The sequence below is a fragment of the Pseudomonas sp. R1-7 genome (assembly GCF_051132105.1).
Lineage (GTDB): Bacteria > Pseudomonadota > Gammaproteobacteria > Pseudomonadales > Pseudomonadaceae > Aquipseudomonas.
In genome coordinates this window covers 3105364-3122111 of the sequence record NZ_CP071661.1, presented here as the reverse complement: position 1 = coordinate 3122111, position 16748 = coordinate 3105364, and the positions used below count along the sequence as shown (strand labels likewise).

Sequence of the window (16748 nt, the reverse complement as noted above, 5' to 3'; positions counted from 1 at the left end):
ATTCTGGTTCCCTGAATTCAGATGTGTTGAGTGCAGTCCTGAAGACAACGGTCAAGGCTGGCCAGCGGTTGGAGCGGCCTCGACGAAGCGTTTGGCCAGGAAACCGTAGAGCAGGTAGCCGAAAACCAGGACGAGAGTGCCGCCGAACACGGCATCTCTGCCGCACGCGTACAGGGCGTATAAGGAATAGGCCACCGCGACCAGCAACAGCGTTGTGTTGCGGGCGTGTATGCCGACACCAACCTTGGCTTTGTGCATCATTACCAGCAGGCCGGTCGCGGCCGTCACGTAGGGGATCAGATTGGTCACTGCCGCAAGGCTGACGAGTTTTCCGAATTGAGCGCTGGCATTGGGCGAAATGGTCGATAGCGCCAACAAGGTCTGCAACACGCCACAGACCAGCATTCCGACTATCGGGGCATTTCGTGCGTTGACCTTGGCGAACAGCTTGAGGAACATTCCCTGGTCAGCCGTCATCTTGGCTGTTTGCGCCAGGGTAAACTGCCAGCCCAGCAGCGACCCCACACACGCCATTACCGCCAACGCCATGATGATGTTGCCGACCGTGGGGTTGAACATGTGGGCGTAGACCAGCGCAAAAGGCGCCGATGAGTTGGCAAGCTCTGCGTTGGGTATGATGCCCTGAATAACGGTAGTCGACAGAACGTAAACCACTGCCGCACCCAACGTGCCGAACAGGCAAGCCAAGGGTACCGTGCGCTTGGGGTCTTCCACGGCATCGGAGGCCTGTGCGGCTGATTCCATGCCGAGGAAAGCCCATAAGGTCAGGGGAATTGCCTTGCTGATCGCTTCGGAAATTGGCAGGTCGTTAGGGTTCCACGCGGCAACCAGCAAATCGGGTTTGAACCAGAACCAGCCGATGATGCTCAAGCCTGCGACCGGGATGATCACACCCCACACGGTAATCGCACCGATCTTGCCGGTGATACCAGGGCCGCCGAAGTTGGCCACGGTAGTCAACCAGAGCAAGCCGACCGTTCCGGTGAAAAGCGGAATGGCGCCACTGCCCAACCAGGGCACGAATGAGGTCATGTACCCCACCGCGGAGATGGCGACCGCGACGTTGGCGATGGCCAGCGAAAGGAAGTACAGATAGGAGCAGAGGAAAAACCCGGATTTGGCGTGTGCCTCTTCGGTATAGGCAGATAAGCCGCCTGAGCGCGGACAATAGATGCCGCACTGGGAAAAGCAGTAGGCGATGGCCATGGAGCCGACGGCGGTGACGATCCATGACAAGAGTGAAACGGCACCAAGTTGAGCCATGCTCGTCGGCAGCATGATGATGCCTGAGCCCATCATGTTCACGGTCACCAGTGTGGTGAGCCCCATAAGGCTCATTTTTTTGCTCGAGTCGGCCATCGGGAACTCCTTGATCTGCTCAACGCATTGACCTCGTTCCGGCGCTTGAAAGGTCGTCGGACAGGGGGTTACAACCCTAGTGTTTGATTACATACACCTTGTAGATGAGCTGGCCTTGGCTATCGCGTTCGATTTCCACGCCATGATTGTCATGTTCGAAGCCAGGGAAATGGCCATCGAATCGCTCCATCGCCAACAAATAGTCAATGATGGCCTTGTTGTCAGTGCCGGCTTTGAGCGTTTGCAATTAATTTGGAGAATATACGTGTTTAAACGGCTATTCGTATTCACTATCAAATACAGTAGCGCGCTTATTCGTTCGCACAAACCCAGCGTAAAAAATACTGCTTCATTAAAGCTGTGACACCTTGCAGGTGCCGACCCTGAGCAGTCCACTGCGTTGCGTCACCGTCAGCGTGTCCTCGGTTGAACAAAAGACTATTGATAAAAATCAACAATCGTTGCCTTTTTATCCATCGTTTAATTATCGACATCTGACAATTGATATTTTTGTTCGATGGCTGCTCTACAGGCACATCGAACCGATGGTTTAGTTGGCGTTGGCGTCGGTTTCGAAAATGTGTGCCAAGCTCAAGGATGATAATCAAGGCTGCCGCAACCAATTGCCGGCAAGGTAAACTTCAGGAAGCCGTGACATGAACTTCGCCCATGCAAAGCACATCCGTCGTGAGTTCTACAAAGCAGTGTGGTTCTACTTGCATGTGGTCTGGCCGATTCTGTCTCTCATCATCATTAGTATCGTGCTGATCGGCCTGATCATCAGCTATCTGGAAGCCTGGAGTCCTTTTGAGGGCATCTATTTTGCCTTCGTGACGGGCTTGACCATCGGTTACGGGGATTTCGCACCAAAGCTGGCCATCACTCGTGTGCTTGCGATCCTGCTCGGTTTCAATGGCATCCTGCTGACGGCGATATTTGCGTCGATCAGTATTCGGGCGATCGAGATTGCAGTACGGGCCGCAGAGCGGGACAAGCACTGACGTACCGGTTCCTTCTCTTGCGAGCGGGCCGCAGATTGCGACGGGGCGAAGCAGGGCCCCAACCAGGTTTTCGGCTAGTCGTCGGGCGCGCTACGCACCCACTGCCAAAAGAGCTGGTAACCGACAGCCAGCACCACCGGGCCGATGAACAACCCGATGACGCCGCTGGTGACCATGCCCCCCAAGGCCCCGATTAACACCACCGGCATCGGTACATCGACACCGCGTCCCAACAATAGTGGCTTGAGTACGTTGTCTACCAGGCCGGCGACGAAGATATAGATGGCGAACACAATGGTCGCCGTGCTGGCGCCTTCGGTGGCGAAAACGAAGACGATCACCGGGAGGGTAATCAGTGTCGCCGGTAGCTGAATGATGCCGATCAGCAGAACCGCGAGGGCCAGTAGACCCGCGCCAGGGATACCCATGATCACGAAACCGACACCAATCAGCAGCATTTGGATGAAGGCGATTCCGACCACCCCAAGCGCCACCGCACGGATCGTGGCAGTACACAGTCCAGCGATCTTCGGTCCTCTGATCGGACCGCTTAAGCGCGTAGCGATCTGTACCGCGCTACGACTGCCGTTTTCTCCATGGGCCATGATTATGCCGGCGATGACCAGGGCGAAGATGAAGCTGATCAAGCCCATGCTGACCCCGGCGAGCTTGCTCAACAGCGCCAGGCTGATCCCTTTGATCTGCGGTACGAACTTGTACACCAGGTCCGGCAGGTCGGACGCTGCCTGTTGCCAGAGGTCATGCAGTGGTTTGCCCACGAGTGGCCAAGCAGCAATTGAATCGGGCGGCGATGGAACATGCAGATTGCCGCTCTTGAGCAGACTTATGACACTGTTCACTGAGTCGGCGATGGAAGTGCCTAACAGATAGATAGGCACGGTGAGGATACCAATGGTGATCAGCACGATCAGCGTTGAAATGTACCCGTCCTTTTGCCCCAGCATGTCCTTCAGCCGACGCTGCAACGGATAAAGTGTAATCGCCAGGATCAATGACCAAAGCAACAGTTCCTTGAACGGACTGAAGATCTGGAAGCAGACAATTACCAGAACCGCAATCAGCCCGGCGCGAATCAGTACATTCAGCAGACTGTGAGAGAACGATCTCTCGGCGATCGGTGTGGGCTCCAATTGATTGCCTCCTGGTAGATGGCTGCAAAGGAACGAACTTGATTAGTCCTCGCATGGATGCGCAACCGAGGACGGAGGGCAACCTGTGCTTGGGCCGGGCGGTGCAACTGAGATTCAACCCCGCAAAGGTTGCTTGAACGAACGCGTAGAGTTCTTTGATCACAACGCTAGCATTCGCGAGCGGGGTGATTCCTGACAAAAATCAATGATCGCGGCGAGCCAGCCGAGCAACCCATGGGTTGGCCGTCAAGCCATGGAGTATCACGCTCAGGAAAACGGTACAGACGGCAACAGCTACCAAGGTACGGCTGGCTTCAAGGGGGTACTCCAATATCATGACGGCGAAGACGATGCTTGCCAGGCCTCGCGGGCCGAACCAGCCGATGAACAGCCGGGTTTCGAGATCGAAGCGGCTTCCTGCAAGGCTGATCAATACCGGCAGCACGCGAATCACGGTCAGGCTGAGCAGCGCGTATAGCCAGACCTCCAAGGTAAGGCTGCTCCAGGCCCGAGGAATTACCAGCGCGCCAAATACGACCCAGGTAACGACCGATAACAGGCTGGCGAATTCTTCGCTGGCCTTTAGCAGGTGATGCTTTTCCTCGGTAAACAGATAGCTGGCGAACAACCCGCCGACAAATGCGGCGATAAACCCGCTACCGCCTATTGCTTGCGCTGCGGCAAAGCAAAGAACGGCTAAGCCGGGCAGCATCAGTTGTGACCACACGGGCGTCTGCCATTGATGTTGTCCAGAGTAACGCTGCAATTGCCAGGCGATAAGCGTCAGGACGACACCGGTCACCGCGCCGATGCCAAGCTCCTCGATAAACAGCAGCCCGGCCACCGAGAGGGGAGAACGTGTCTGCTCTTCGATCAGCAGCGCCAGGAACATCAGCAACACCGGAACACAGATGCCATCATTCAACCCGCTCTCTACATTCAACCCTTCACGTACGGACGCGGGAACCTTGGGATTGCTCACTACGGCCTTGCCCAGCGCCGCGTCGGTGGGCGCCAGGAGGGTCGCCAGTATTGCCAGCTCCAATGACGGTACCTGTGGAAACAACCAAATGCCCACCAGCCAGCCACTTAGCATGGTCAGTGGTAACCCCAGCAGCAACAAGCGTAACGGTAAACCTTCGTATGCTTTTAGAGTCTTGAGGTTGGCGTTGGCGGCGTCGCTGAAAAGAACAATCGCCAATGTCAGCTCGGCCAGGATCCGTAGGCCGTCCTTGTCAATTCGAGGTTGCAGAATACCTAGAAACGCCGGGCCGAGAATCAGACCGGCAAGCATGAACATCAGCGGACCATTGAGCAGGCGTGACTCGAAACGTCCTGCAAATATGCTGTAGGTCAGTAGGAACGCGGCAAGCAGGGCTAGGTTCTGATACATCGCTGACCTGCTCGTCCAGTGGATGTCGCTAGGGCAATGGCACTGTGGCCATTGGTGTGCGCAGCTCGAAATTCTGAAACGAGACCATTCGATATGCCCGGGGCTGCTTGAGCCCGCGATTTCATACCTGGATCGCGGTGTAAATCCTCGGTATGCCGTACTTATCGCAATCGACGTGACGTTGCTACCGAAATTGTAGGATTGAATCCGTGAGCTAGAAGATTTTCTTTTATCTCCCTGCCTTGGATCACTCAATGCATCCTGACCCGCATGGACGTTGTCATCTTAAGACGGGTAGCTACGAGCAAGTGCGAGTCAGGCGCAACATCCAGCCGATCCGGCGGACCCAAAGGGAAAGGATTACGCAAGAGGACTGTAGGGAATTCCCTGTGCCCGGAAACGACAAAGCCCTGAATAATCAGGGCTTTGTCGTATAAAGATGGCGGAGGCGATGGGATTCGAACTCATGGACCTGTTACAGTCGACGGTTTTCAAGACCGTTGCCTTAAACCACTCGGCCACACCTCCGTATTGCGTTGCGGGCGCCATAATACCCGAATGAAACACACTGTCAAACTCTCTACGTAGCTTGTTACAGAGCGTCTGTTATGATCGGTGCCACTGAATGTTTCAGAACCGGAGGAGTGTCGCCATGCGCGAACAGGATTACGCAGTGAACAACAGCGTGCAGGCTGAGCAGCTAGAGGTTAGCCGCGTCCTGCGCAACACTTATGGCCTGCTGGCTCTCACGCTCGCTTTCAGCGGCGTGATGGCCTTCGTCGCACAACAGATGCGTGTCGGTTATCCGAACATCTTTGTCGTGCTGATCGGTTTCTACGGCCTTTTCTTCCTCACCAACAAGCTCCGCGATTCGGCCTGGGGCCTGGTTTCCGCCTTCGCCCTGACCGGTTTCATGGGCTTCCTGCTCGGCCCTATCCTGAACCGTTACCTGGGGATGCAGGGCGGCGCAGAAGTGGTCAGCTCGGCTTTCGCCATGACCGCCCTGGTGTTTGGCGGCCTGTCGGCCTACGTGCTGATCTCCCGCAAGGACATGAGCTTCCTGAGCGGTTTCATCACCGCCGGTTTCTTCGTGTTGCTGGGCGCGGTAGTGGCGAGCTTCTTCTTCCAGATCAGCGGCCTGCAACTGGCGATCAGCGCCGGCTTCGTGCTGTTCTCGTCGGTCTGCATCCTTTATCAGACCAGCGCGATCATCCATGGTGGCGAGCGTAACTACATCATGGCGACCATCAGCCTGTATGTATCGATCTACAACCTGTTCGTCAGCTTGTTGCAGCTGTTCGGCTTGATGGGACGCGATGACTGATATCCCTGGATATCTGTTGATGGCGTGAGCTGTCGAGTTGAAGACGGCGCCTTTTCCGGACAGGAAGGGCGCCGTTTTTTTCGTCAGCACCAACGGTATACACAGCACCACGTCAAGGCAGACGACCAAGCACCGATTCAATACAAGCAATCAGTTCGGCGCAATTGAACGGCTTGGGAAAAACCGCTACCGGCCCCATTCCTCCGGGCCTCGCTCGTGGCGGTACAGCGGGAAGACCGGTGATGAAAATAAGCGGAATCTCGATGCCGCGAAGACAAAGCTCATCGCTCAGTTGGGTGCCAGTCATCCCCGGCATCTGGATGTCCGACAGCAAGCACGCGGAGTTCTCAAATCCAGCTGAAGATAAAAAATCGATGGCGCTGGCGTACGTCCTGACGCGATAACCGTGGGAGCGCAGCAACCCATCCAATGCAACTCGAACCGATTCATCGTCATCGATAACTGAAATAATTGCGGTGTCGGACATTTCGAAACCTGGCAGTAATGTCAGGTCGCCATAAAGGCGCCCCTATCACTGCAAGATACGCGGTCCAAAAGCCGCGCCTAGTATACGTGGGTATGAACCGTCAATGACCGCGATCCAGGTCCAGTGCCTGGGCCATGCGCACCAGCTCGGCAAACGAGCGCGCACCCATCTTGCGCATGGCCTGGCCACGATGGATCTTGACGGTGATCTCGCTCAAGCCGATTTGCCCGGCAATCTGCTTGTTCATCAGACCTGACGCGGCCAATGCCATCACCTGGCGTTCCCGGGCGGTAAGACTGGCGTAGCGGTCGTGGAGCGCCTGCCGGCTGCGTTCGGACTCTCGGCGCAGTCGGTCGCGCTGGTGGGCGGTGGACACCGCATCGATCAGGTCCTGTTCGCGAAAGGGCTTGGTCAGGAAGTCCACGGCGCCGGCCTTCATGGCGCGCACCGTCATGGCGATGTCGCCATGTCCGGTCATGAATACGATCGGCAGATGAACGTTGGCACTCGCCAGTTGTTGCTGGAAATCCAGGCCGCTGATGCCGCGAAGGCGCACGTCCAGCAACAGGCAGCTGGGTGTGTCGGCGCGCGGATGGCCCATGAAATCCGCAACCGAGTCGAACAGTTCGACCCGCAGGCCGATGGAGCGTAGCAAGCTGCGAAGTGCTTCGCGCAGCGATGGATCGTCATCGACCACATAGACGATGGGTTCAGTGATGAGAGCAGGGTTCATGGCGTGGCTTGGGTTCATCGACAGCGTCCTTGGCGGGGCATGCAGAAGGAAGTAGCGGTAACGAAAACGTGAAGGAGGTGCCTTGGCCCACCGTGCTGGCGGCCCAGATCCTGCCCTCATGGAAGTCCATGATGGAGCGACAGATGGAAAGCCCGATGCCCAGGCCGTTTTCCTTGGTGGTGAAAAACGGGACGAACAACGAGGGCAGGACCTCTTCATCGATGCCGACCCCCTGGTCCGCGATCTCCAGCAGCACCTCATGCGCTTGTGTCCAGGTGCGTATGCGCAGGATTCGGTCCCGCACCTTTATCGCCTCCATGGCGTGGCACGCATTGATGATCAGGTTGATGATCACTTGCTGCAGCTGCACGCGGTCGGCGTTGATCCGGCTTGCCGTCGCTGCGAGGTCCGTCTTCACACTGACTCTGTGAAGGACCAATTGCTGGCGCACCAGGTCGAGGGATTCGTTGACGATCTCGTCCAGGTTTTCAGGCCGGCGCAGCGGATCGCATTTGCGCGCCATCGCTCGGGTACGATTGATCACTTCACTGGCGCGACACGCGTTGGCGGCGATCCGCTCCAGCGAGTCGAGGGCTTCCTTGAGGTCTGGGACCGGACGATCCAGCCAGCGACGACATGCCTCGCCGCTGCTAGTGATGGCCGTCAGTGGTTGGTTGACTTCATGGGCTATGGACGCGGCCATTTCCCCCAGGGAGGTCAACCGGGTGGCGTGGGCCAGATGAGCCTGGGCCTCGATCAGGTACGCCTGGTTGTGCCGCAGGCTGTCCGAGGCCTGCTTGCTGCGCAGCGCCAGGAACGCGATGGCAGACAGGGCAGTCAGGCAGCGGAAGAAGCCCGTGATCGATTCCCATCGGTGATAGCCGCCGTTGTACAAGAACGTCGTCGTCAGCAGGAACATGCACATCAGGGCAACGGTGATCACGAGGTTGATGGAAAACAGATTCGCCGCCATCAGCAGCAACGTGATGTAGAGCAGCGTCGGCGCCAGGTCGGAATGGGTTTCGGAGTTGATAATGACGATCCCGCAGGCCACCACCAGGCCGACGGCCCAGCCCAACGCATTGACCAGCGGGTGGGTGCTGACTCCCATTGAAGGCCCCGACGCCTTTGGGCAAGGGTTATGCCGCAGGCTTTGGTAGACGTTCCTTAGCATCTTGGCGGGTGTGGGCACGCTGCAATCCTTCTGTTTTTCTGGTCCACCCCCGGTGAAGGAAGAATCGGGGGGCATCGGTACCGGATCTTAAAAGTTGCCCTCGGCCCGGGGTAGGACATAAAACCCTGAAATCCTGCCAACGCTGGCAGTCATCCTCCATACCCTGGTTTCGATGACTCGACCCAAAGGGTGGGCCGAGCGTCCTCCGGTACAAGAGACTCCCACCGGTCCTTGGCTTAACCTTCAAACATTCCATCGCGTCGGCCCTGCAAGACGTTCCGGGTGCGACTTTCCTTGATTCAACGGCCCTGTGCCTGGAATGACTACCATGATGAACAGAAATGACCTGCGTCGTGCTGACATCAATCTGCTGGTTGTCTTCGAAACCATGATGCATGAGCGAAACGTCACCCGCGTGAGCGAGAAGTTGTCACTCGGTCAACCGACTATCAGTGCCGCCCTGGCGCGTTTGCGCCTGATGTTCGACGACCCTTTGTTCATCCGCGGGGGGCGGGTCATGGAGCCGACCTCGCGCGCAGAGGAAATCTTTTCCAACCTGACTCCCGCGCTGGACGGAATCGCCGCCGCCTTGAGTCGCTGCCAGGCGTTCGACCCCGCCACCAGCGACGCCACATTTCATGTCGGCCTGTCCGATGATGTCGAATACGCCTTGCTCCCAGACTTGTTGCACCGCCTGCGCATCGAGGCGCCCGGCACGACGCTGGTGGTACGCCGCGCCGATCAATGGCAAATGTGCCAGTTGCTGTCGTGCGGCGAGATTACCGTGGGGATCAGTCACACCCTGGAGTTGCCCGCCAATGCCCGGCGCAAGACATTGCGACCGATCCGGCCCATGCTGTTGCGGGCGGATTCGCGTCCCGGCGAATTATCCTTGGATGAGTTCTGCCGCCGGCCCCACGCCGTGGTTTCGTCCATGGGACATGTAATCGATGACTCGGACCGGGCATTGAGCCAGGCGGGCCGGCATCGGCGGGTGGTGCTGACGGTGCCGCAGTTCAGCGCGTTGCCGAGGTTGCTGGCCGGCAGCGACATGATCGCTATCGTGCCCGACTATGTGGCGCAGGCCATGGCGATGGCGACGGACTTGCGTGCTGAGGCGGCGCCGATTCCGCTGCCAGAGCATGAACTGACGATGGTCTGGCGGGGGGCGTCCCATAATGATCCTGGGGAGCGCTGGTTGCGTTCCCGGTGCTGCGCGTTCCTTGCCGAGCTCTCCGATTCCCGGGCCCCAGCTCGCCGCGTGGCTTGAAGCAATAGCACCGTTCGCTTCAACGGGAGAAACGGCTGCGATACTCACGAGGTGAAATCGAGAGGTGGCGCTGGAAGGTGTTGCGCATCCGCTCTTCATCGCCAAAGCCGCATGTCCGGGCAATCTGGTCGATGTTGCGCTCGGAATCCTCCAGCAATCTGCGCGCGGCTTCGAGGCGGAACATTTCGACAGCCTTGGCCGGGGTTCGCCCGGTCTGAAGCTTGTAGACCCGGGCGAAATTGCGCGGGCTCATCCGTGCCTGCCGGGCCATTCGCTCGATGGTCAGGTCAGCCTCGTCCAGGTGCTCGGCCAGCCAGGCATGCAATTGATCGAACCCGGCGCTGTCCTGGGTCTGCGACAGCAACAATTGGCTGAATTGGGCTTGGCCGCCGGGGCGCTTGAGAAATACCACCAATTCCCGGGCCACTTGCAACGCGACGTCCCGACCGCAGTCTGCCTCCACCAGCGCCAGGGCCATGTCGATGCCGGCGCTTACACCCGCCGAGGTCCAGACCTTGTCCTGTTGGACGAAGATGGCGTCGAGGTCCACTTCGACCAATGGGAAGCCGCTCTTGAGCATTTCGCACATGGCCCAATGCGTGGCGGCTCGGCGCCCATCGAGCAAGCCGGCCTGGGCCATCAGGAAGGTCCCGCTGCACACCGACGCCGTGCGCCGGGCCCTGGCGGAGGCCGTGCGCAGCCAGTCCACCAGTTCGACACAATCAATCATTGCCTGACGGATGTCCGGAGCGCCGGGCACGATCAGCGTGTCGATGATGACGCCGTCGAACTGGCGCAGGGACGCCGTTTCCACAACCAGCCCTTCGGCGGTCTGCATCAGTCCGCCGGCCAGGCTCGCGGTGTGCATCTGATAACCCGGCCGGCCGCGCTCGGCCATGGCTTTGGTCGCTGCCCAGAACACGGTCTGGGCGCCGGTCAGGTCGAGCAGGCCCATTTGCGGATAAGCGAGGAACACCAATGCGCGCGACTGGGACATCGACTCGGTGGTGATGCGGATGTCATGGGTCATCTCGTTCATGGTCGCGTCGGCTCGGTTCTAGCGTCGTGAAGGGGGAGGTTATTATCATCGCAGATCGAGACTGCCCACGGGGGCGCAGGCAGCTGACGGGCCTGTCCGGCCTCGACACGCTCAGTTCTTGAGCGGAATCAGCACGGCTTCGTCCTCGCCCATCACCATGAACACCAGGAGTTTGGCCGGTTGGGTGGCGCTGGCGTTCTTCGACACCAGATGCTCGGAGCCGGCAGCTTCGTACCAGAACTCGCCAGCCTTGTAGGTGATGGCCGGTTCGCCCTTCACTTGCGAGGTTATCGCGCCTTCGAGCACATAGGCCATGGCGGTGCCTTCATGTTTGTGGGCGATGGACGACTGGCCCGGTCCATAGTCGACGGTCAGCATCATGGCTTTCTTCCCTGGCAGGTTCTTCAACAGTTTTTCCTGGAGCACCTGGACGTTTTCCGACGGCGCGGTTTCGTGGGCGTAAAGCGTGGCAATGGGAATCAGGCTCAGGGCGGCGATCAAGTAGAGCGATTTCATCGGGCGGTACCTCTGGGGTGTCGAGTGAGTTCCCGTTCACCCTAAGCCCCAAGGTACCGGGGAAAAACGTCCAATTTTTTGAAAGATGCGTAGACCACCCATGTCAAGGGTCGTAAGCGTAGGGTCAGACCACCGGGAAACTGTTGAAATCCACGCTTCGAGCCAGGCGGCTTTCGATCAGGCTGATGAAGCCCTGGACTTCGGGACAGTTGAAATGTGCCTGCATGGCCGCTTCCGATTGCCAGTGAGCGCTGACGTTCCAGCGCTCGTTGTCTTGCGGGCAGCGGTCGACCATGTAGGCGTCGCAGCCTGGCAAGGCTCGCAGGGTTTCGACGATTTGCTGCAGCTGGCGGCCCAGATCTTCCGAGCGCCCGGCAGCGGCCTGCACCTGAACGGTGTTCATCACTTGGCGAGACATTGTCCTGGCTCCTGAATCAAGTCGAACGGAATCTGACGACACCCAGAAAGGATAGGCTCGGCAGGACAAGGCTAAAACAGCCAATGGGCGGATAAATCCCCAGTCCAATCGATCAGGCAACCTGCTGCAGGATGTCTCGCAGGCGGTCGAGGGCGATGTCGATGTCCAGCAGGTCTATGGCGCCGAAGCCCAGTATCAAGCCAGGGCGCACCGGCGCCTTGCTAAAGAAACCGTCGAGGCTGTAGAGCCCGACCTCGGCTTTTTTCGCCAGATCGATCACCAACGGAAGGTCCATCGGCGCCTTGCACAGCACCGCCATATGGAACCCCGCTGTAGTGGGCACGGCCTCGAACCAGGGTGACAGGTCATCAGCCATGCGCGCCAGGATTCGCTCGCGCCGGCCGGCATACAGTGCGTGACAACGGCGGATGTGCTTTAGCAGGCAGCCCTCGGCGATGAACTTGGCGAGCGCCCATTGGGGCAGGGTGGAGGTGTGCTGGTCGGTCAGGCGCTTTGCAAGAATCACCGCCTCGAGAATCGCGGGTGGCAGGATGGTATAGCCGAGCCGCAGCTCCGGCAACAAGGTCTTGGAAAATGTCCCGACGTACGCGACGATCCCGCGCTCGTCCATGCTCTGCAACGAGTCGGTGGGGCGGCCTTCGTAGCGGAATTCACTGTCATAGTCGTCCTCGATGATGATCGCGCCGAGTTCATAAGCCCGAGCCAGCAGGGCCTCGCGCCGGGGCTGGCTCATGGGCATGCCCAGTGGGAACTGGTGGGACGGCGTCACGTAAATCAGCCGCGTACCGTCGGGAATCAGGTCGACGCGCATGCCTTGCTCGTCCACCGGCACCCCGGCCACCGTCGCGCCATGGGAACCGAACAGCAGGCGTGCCGGCGGATAACCGGGGTCTTCCATGGCGACCAGGCTTGCGGGACGGGTCAGCACCCGGGAAATCAAGTCCAGGGCCTGTTGCGCGCCGTTGCACACTACAACGTCCTCGTCCTGGCAATTAACCCCACGGGAAAACGCGATGTGCTGGGCGATGGCGTTGCGCAGCGCCGGCAAGCCTTCGGGCTGGCTGTAGAAACCCTTGGCATTGGCGATCTGGCGCAGGGCGTGGGCGGTGCAGCGACGCCAGTCATCCAGGGGAAACTGACCCTTGCCGGTGGCGCCTCCAATGAAGTCATAACGCAGCGCGCTTTCGGGCAGCGGATGGCGCATCAAGTCCGGCATGTTGCGCCAGGTCTCGACCACGTCCGCCCCGGCAAGCTCACGGTGACTCTGTTTGCGCACGATGCTGGCCGGGCGCGCATTGACATAGGTGCCCTTGCCGACGATGCCGGTGAGCAGATTTTCATAGGTCAGTTGGGCGTAGGTGTCGGAAACGGTCTTGCGCGAAACGCCCAGTTGCTCCGCCAGCAGCCGGCTGGGCGGCAGTTGTGTGCCGGCGGCCAGACGACCGCTTTCGATGGCGCTGCGCAATTGTCGATACAACTGGCCCGTGAGGTCCTTGCGGCCGTTGATGACGACATGAAGTTCCATACCCGCGGGCTCCTGGGGGATCGTTTTCGGCAAGCGCCAGTGACGCAAGATTACCCGCAATGCGCCGCACCGGAGAAGTTGTGTGGACGTTTATCGACGGATTGGATCTGTCGCGGAGGGTCTCGGCGTCCTACCGTGGATCGATCAACCACTACGGAGCCCACCATGAGCCCGCGTCTTGATTACTACAGTGCATCCCCCGGGGCGATGCGGGCGATGATCGGCCTGGAAGCGCTGACCAGCCGGCTGAGCATCGAGCCGGCATTGCTGCAGTTGATCAGGATCCGCGCTTCGCAACTCAACGGCTGCGCCTTCTGCACCGATATGCACTCGGTGGATGCGCGGCGCCAGGGCGAGACCGAGCGGCGTCTTTTTGCGGTGGCGGTGTGGCGCGACAGTGGTTTTTTCAGCGATCGCGAGCGGGCTGCCCTGGCCTGGACTGAAGCGGTCACGCTGTTGGCTGAGAGCCAGGTGCCGGATGACGTCTATACGCTGGCCTGCGGCAGTTTCAGTGAAGAGGAACTGGTGGATTTGACTATGGCGATCAGCACCATCAATAGCTGGAATCGGTTGGCCGTGAGTTTTCGGCAGAGTCCGGGGGGGTAGGCGGGGCTGACGGCCTTGGATATGTACCCAGTCAACAACAAGGCTGCCTGTCAGCGCTAGAGATTAGAGCCACCGCGGCGTAGTAAAGAACGAAGCCATCTCCGACCGAGCCAACGCCGCGCCAAAGTACGGCCCTTGCACATGATCACACGCCACACTGCGCAACTGACTGAACTGCCGGGCAGTCTCGATGCCCTCGGCGGTGACCATCAGCCCGACACTTCGGCTCAACCGAATCATCGCCAGCACACCTTCCTCATCCTGCTCCAGACCCAACTGCGCAAGAATATTGCGATCAAAGCGAATGCCGTCGAACGGCTGGTCAAGGACCTCCCGCAGAGACGCAATATTGGTACCGAACTTATCGATATTGATCCGCACGCCCAAGGCTTTGAGGGCATGCAAGGTCTTGGCGAGCGTCTTGTGATCCGTCAGCAGTACCCCTTCGGCCACTTCAAGCGTCAGGCGCTGGGCTGACAGCCCGCTGGTTTCCAGCGCCTTGTGCACCTGGTTGAACAGGAAACTGCTGCTGAACCACCGAGGCGAAACAGCCAGGGAAACGTTGAGCTCGTTGGGCCAGGCCGTCGCTTCTTCGCAGGCATTGATCAACATCCAGGTGCCCAGTTCCTCCAGTTGGCCAGACGCTTCGGCAACCGGGATGAAGTCGCTCCCAGCCAGTTCGCCGCGCTCCGGATGGTGCCAGAACGCCTGGGCTTCGAACCCATGCAACTGCTCGGCACTGACGTCGAATCGGGGCAGGTAACGCAGTTCAAGCTGGCCCTGTTGCATCGCATCGCGCAGTTGCTGTTCGTAGCGGCGTTTGTCGCGGGCGATATTGCCCATGGCCTCTTCATAGATGCGCCAGGTATTGCGCCCGGCGGCCTTGGCCGCGTACAGGGCGATATCGGCCTGGCGCAACAACTCTTCGGCTCGCGGGTCGAGGGGTTGCGACCAGGCCACGCCGATGCTCACGCCCAAATACAGCGTATTGCCGTCCAGGTGCATGGGGCGTTGCATGCAATCGATCAAGCGTTCGCAGAGCTGATCGAGGTCGTTGGCGTTGCCGGGGTTGGGCATGACGATGACGAATTCGTCGCCCCCCAGTCGTGCCACCAGGTCGGTGTCGCGCACGTTTTGCTGGAGGATGTGGGCCACTTCCTTGAGGACCTTGTCGCCTACGGCATGGCCCAGGGAGTCGTTGACCGGTTTGAACCGGTCCATGTCCAGGTTCAATAGCGCCAATGGCGTGCTTTGCGCCTGGTCCAGGTGCTCGCTGAGGCAATCGAACAGGCGGTTGCGGTTGGCCAGCCCGGTGAGTGGGTCGTGCAAGGAAAGATGCTTGATCTGCGCCAGCGCCCGCAACTCGTCAGTGATGTCGGTGGCGGTGCCGCGAAAGCCCTGGCTGCCGGCGTCGATGGCTCGCACCGAAAGCTTGCAGGTGCGAATGCGTTGGTTGCGCGCGGTGTATTCGCACAACAACGGGGTAGACGAAGCGCTGTTGGCGCCGCCGAGCAGCCAATGGGCGATGGAGATCGACCCGCTGTGGGGATGAAGCAAGCGGTGCAACGGTTTGCCGACCCATTCCGTGGGGCTGAAGCCCGTCACCTGCTCAAAGCGCTCCGACAGATAGGTCAACGTTCCGGCCGAGTCGACTTCCCACAGCCAGTCGGACGAGACTTCGGCGATGTCGCGAAAGCGTTCCTCGCTGCGTTCCAACGCCTTGCGATGAGTCAGGAGACTGGCGTACTGGCGTTCCTGGGCCCGAAGCATGATCAAGGCATGACGCAACACCGCCATGGCCATGATCGCCAGGAACAACAATGCCAGCGCCAATAGCGGCAGCAGTACCCTGCGCAGGTCCTTGCCGGGTGTTGCGGGACGCCAGGCCAGGGCTTCGCGGGTCCGGTCGTCGAGCAGCAGTTGCGCGGTGTCTTTCGGGCCTGGCGTATGGGCGATATGTGCATTGGGCAGGGCAAAGTCCCGTGACAGGCCCTGCAACGCAGCGCTGTCGAGGACTTTGACGAATAACAGCAGGCTGGGCGGGCCAGAAATCTCTTCAACGCTGTTGTCGGTACCGGTGGTGATCGCGGAGACGGCAACAAAGGCGGGCGCGTCTTCATGGTGGAGCATTTCGACGATCACCTCATCGCGATTCTCCGCAGCGCTGGCCTTCCTGACGAGCGCCCGCAGGTCGCCGGTCAGCCAGGTGTCGGCGGCCACTTCGCTCATCTGGCCATCGATGACCGAATACACCGTCTTGCCGGTCGGGGAGATGACGAACACCGCCTGGTAGCCATACAGCGAAAACACGCTGCTGCCGACGTTTTCCTGGTCATAGGCCCAGTCTTTGTCGACCACTACGTGCAGGTGGCGGTAGGCATCGCTCCATTTGGAATAGTCGCTGAGGTCGCGGCCGATGCCTGTACGAATACCGTCGATGGCTCGCTGGGCAAAGAACAGGCTCTGCTCGCGTGCCTGTTCGTCCTGGGTCCGGGTGATGTTGAGCAGCACCGCGATCGCCAGTGCAGACATGACGAAGAGCAACAGCATGATGGCTGGAAAGGTGCGGCGGGTGAAACTTCGGGTGGGCCGCTCGACGGAAATCACCGTGGAGCCATTGCCAGCATCTTCAATCATAAAAAACAAAGCCATCAGCTGAACGCGAGATACCCCGCACTAGCGTTGTATCGGCTGACCGCCTGATTAACTT

The 16748-nt window shown here is 59.4% G+C and carries 16 protein-coding genes and 1 tRNA gene; 4 read left to right on the top strand and 13 right to left on the bottom strand.

Annotation, left to right across the window (positions count from 1 at the left end; all coding sequences use genetic code 11):
- Positions 1-51 precede the first annotated feature (51 nt).
- Positions 52-1380 (bottom strand): putrescine-ornithine antiporter, encoded by a 1329-nt coding sequence (potE, locus tag J3P79_RS14015; protein ID WP_434603349.1) that lies wholly within the window; start codon positions 1378-1380, stop codon positions 52-54.
- 76 nt (positions 1381-1456) lie between these two features.
- Positions 1457-1570, bottom strand: coding sequence for a hypothetical protein (locus J3P79_RS14010; protein WP_434611469.1), 114 nt, complete (start codon positions 1568-1570; stop codon positions 1457-1459).
- 466 nt (positions 1571-2036) lie between these two features.
- Between J3P79_RS14010 and J3P79_RS14005 the strand changes: the two genes are divergently transcribed.
- Positions 2037-2381, top strand: a complete 345-nt coding sequence (locus tag J3P79_RS14005; protein ID WP_434603347.1) for a potassium channel family protein — start codon at positions 2037-2039, stop codon at positions 2379-2381.
- A 74-nt stretch (positions 2382-2455) separates the two neighbouring features.
- Here J3P79_RS14005 and J3P79_RS14000 read toward each other — a convergent pair whose 3' ends face one another.
- The 3 genes from J3P79_RS14000 to J3P79_RS13990 form a co-directional block, all read right to left on the bottom strand.
- Entirely contained in the window at positions 2456-3532 is a 1077-nt protein-coding gene (locus J3P79_RS14000; protein WP_434603345.1) for an AI-2E family transporter, read from the bottom strand.
- A gap of 202 nt (positions 3533-3734) precedes the next feature.
- Positions 3735-4925 (bottom strand): cation:proton antiporter, encoded by a 1191-nt coding sequence (locus tag J3P79_RS13995; protein WP_434603343.1) that lies wholly within the window; start codon positions 4923-4925, stop codon positions 3735-3737.
- A 440-nt stretch (positions 4926-5365) separates the two neighbouring features.
- Positions 5366-5453: transfer RNA gene (locus J3P79_RS13990), tRNA-Ser, on the bottom strand.
- 124 nt (positions 5454-5577) lie between these two features.
- Between J3P79_RS13990 and J3P79_RS13985 the strand changes: the two genes are divergently transcribed.
- Positions 5578-6249 (top strand): Bax inhibitor-1/YccA family protein, encoded by a 672-nt coding sequence (locus tag J3P79_RS13985; RefSeq protein WP_039588756.1) that lies wholly within the window; start codon positions 5578-5580, stop codon positions 6247-6249.
- Positions 6250-6361: 112 nt separating this feature from the next.
- On the opposite strand, the gene J3P79_RS13980 is transcribed toward J3P79_RS13985, so the two are convergent.
- The 3 genes from J3P79_RS13980 to J3P79_RS13970 all read right to left on the bottom strand — a co-directional run bounded on the left by J3P79_RS13980 (position 6362) and on the right by J3P79_RS13970 (position 8580).
- Positions 6362-6736 (bottom strand): response regulator transcription factor, encoded by a 375-nt coding sequence (locus tag J3P79_RS13980; protein WP_434603341.1) that lies wholly within the window; start codon positions 6734-6736, stop codon positions 6362-6364.
- A 100-nt stretch (positions 6737-6836) separates the two neighbouring features.
- Positions 6837-7487: a response regulator transcription factor gene (locus J3P79_RS13975; protein WP_434603339.1), complete on the bottom strand. Its 651-nt coding sequence runs from the start codon at positions 7485-7487 to the stop codon at positions 6837-6839.
- Positions 7447-8580 carry a sensor histidine kinase gene (locus J3P79_RS13970; RefSeq protein ID WP_434603337.1) on the bottom strand — a complete coding sequence of 378 codons (1134 nt, stop codon included), beginning with the start codon at positions 8578-8580 and terminating at the stop codon, positions 7447-7449. Before J3P79_RS13970 ends, J3P79_RS13975 begins: the two co-directional genes overlap by 41 nt.
- A 391-nt stretch (positions 8581-8971) precedes the next feature.
- Between J3P79_RS13970 and J3P79_RS13965 the strand changes: the two genes are divergently transcribed.
- Positions 8972-9913, top strand: coding sequence for a LysR family transcriptional regulator (locus J3P79_RS13965; RefSeq protein WP_434603335.1), 942 nt, complete (start codon positions 8972-8974; stop codon positions 9911-9913).
- Between the two features lie 19 nt (positions 9914-9932).
- On the opposite strand, the gene J3P79_RS13960 is transcribed toward J3P79_RS13965, so the two are convergent.
- From J3P79_RS13960 to J3P79_RS13945, 4 genes are all read right to left on the bottom strand, one after another.
- Positions 9933-10952 (bottom strand): GlxA family transcriptional regulator, encoded by a 1020-nt coding sequence (locus tag J3P79_RS13960; RefSeq protein WP_434603333.1) that lies wholly within the window; start codon positions 10950-10952, stop codon positions 9933-9935.
- Positions 10953-11063: 111 nt separating this feature from the next.
- Entirely contained in the window at positions 11064-11468 is a 405-nt protein-coding gene (locus J3P79_RS13955; protein WP_434603331.1) for a cupin domain-containing protein, read from the bottom strand.
- Between the two features lie 124 nt (positions 11469-11592).
- Complete coding sequence (locus J3P79_RS13950) at positions 11593-11886, bottom strand: putative quinol monooxygenase (protein ID WP_434603329.1); 294 nt, start codon at positions 11884-11886, stop codon at positions 11593-11595.
- 112 nt (positions 11887-11998) lie between these two features.
- On the bottom strand, positions 11999-13432 hold the full coding sequence (locus J3P79_RS13945) for a PLP-dependent aminotransferase family protein (RefSeq protein ID WP_434603327.1): 1434 nt from the start codon (positions 13430-13432) through the stop codon (positions 11999-12001).
- A gap of 165 nt (positions 13433-13597) precedes the next feature.
- On the opposite strand from J3P79_RS13945, the gene J3P79_RS13940 reads away from it, so the two are divergent.
- On the top strand, positions 13598-14038 hold the full coding sequence (locus tag J3P79_RS13940) for a carboxymuconolactone decarboxylase family protein (RefSeq protein ID WP_434603325.1): 441 nt from the start codon (positions 13598-13600) through the stop codon (positions 14036-14038).
- A gap of 63 nt (positions 14039-14101) precedes the next feature.
- Here the strand turns inward: J3P79_RS13940 and J3P79_RS13935 are convergent, their stop codons facing one another.
- On the bottom strand, positions 14102-16675 hold the full coding sequence (locus J3P79_RS13935; protein ID WP_434603323.1) for a bifunctional diguanylate cyclase/phosphodiesterase: 2574 nt from the start codon (positions 16673-16675) through the stop codon (positions 14102-14104).
- Positions 16676-16748 lie beyond the last annotated feature (73 nt).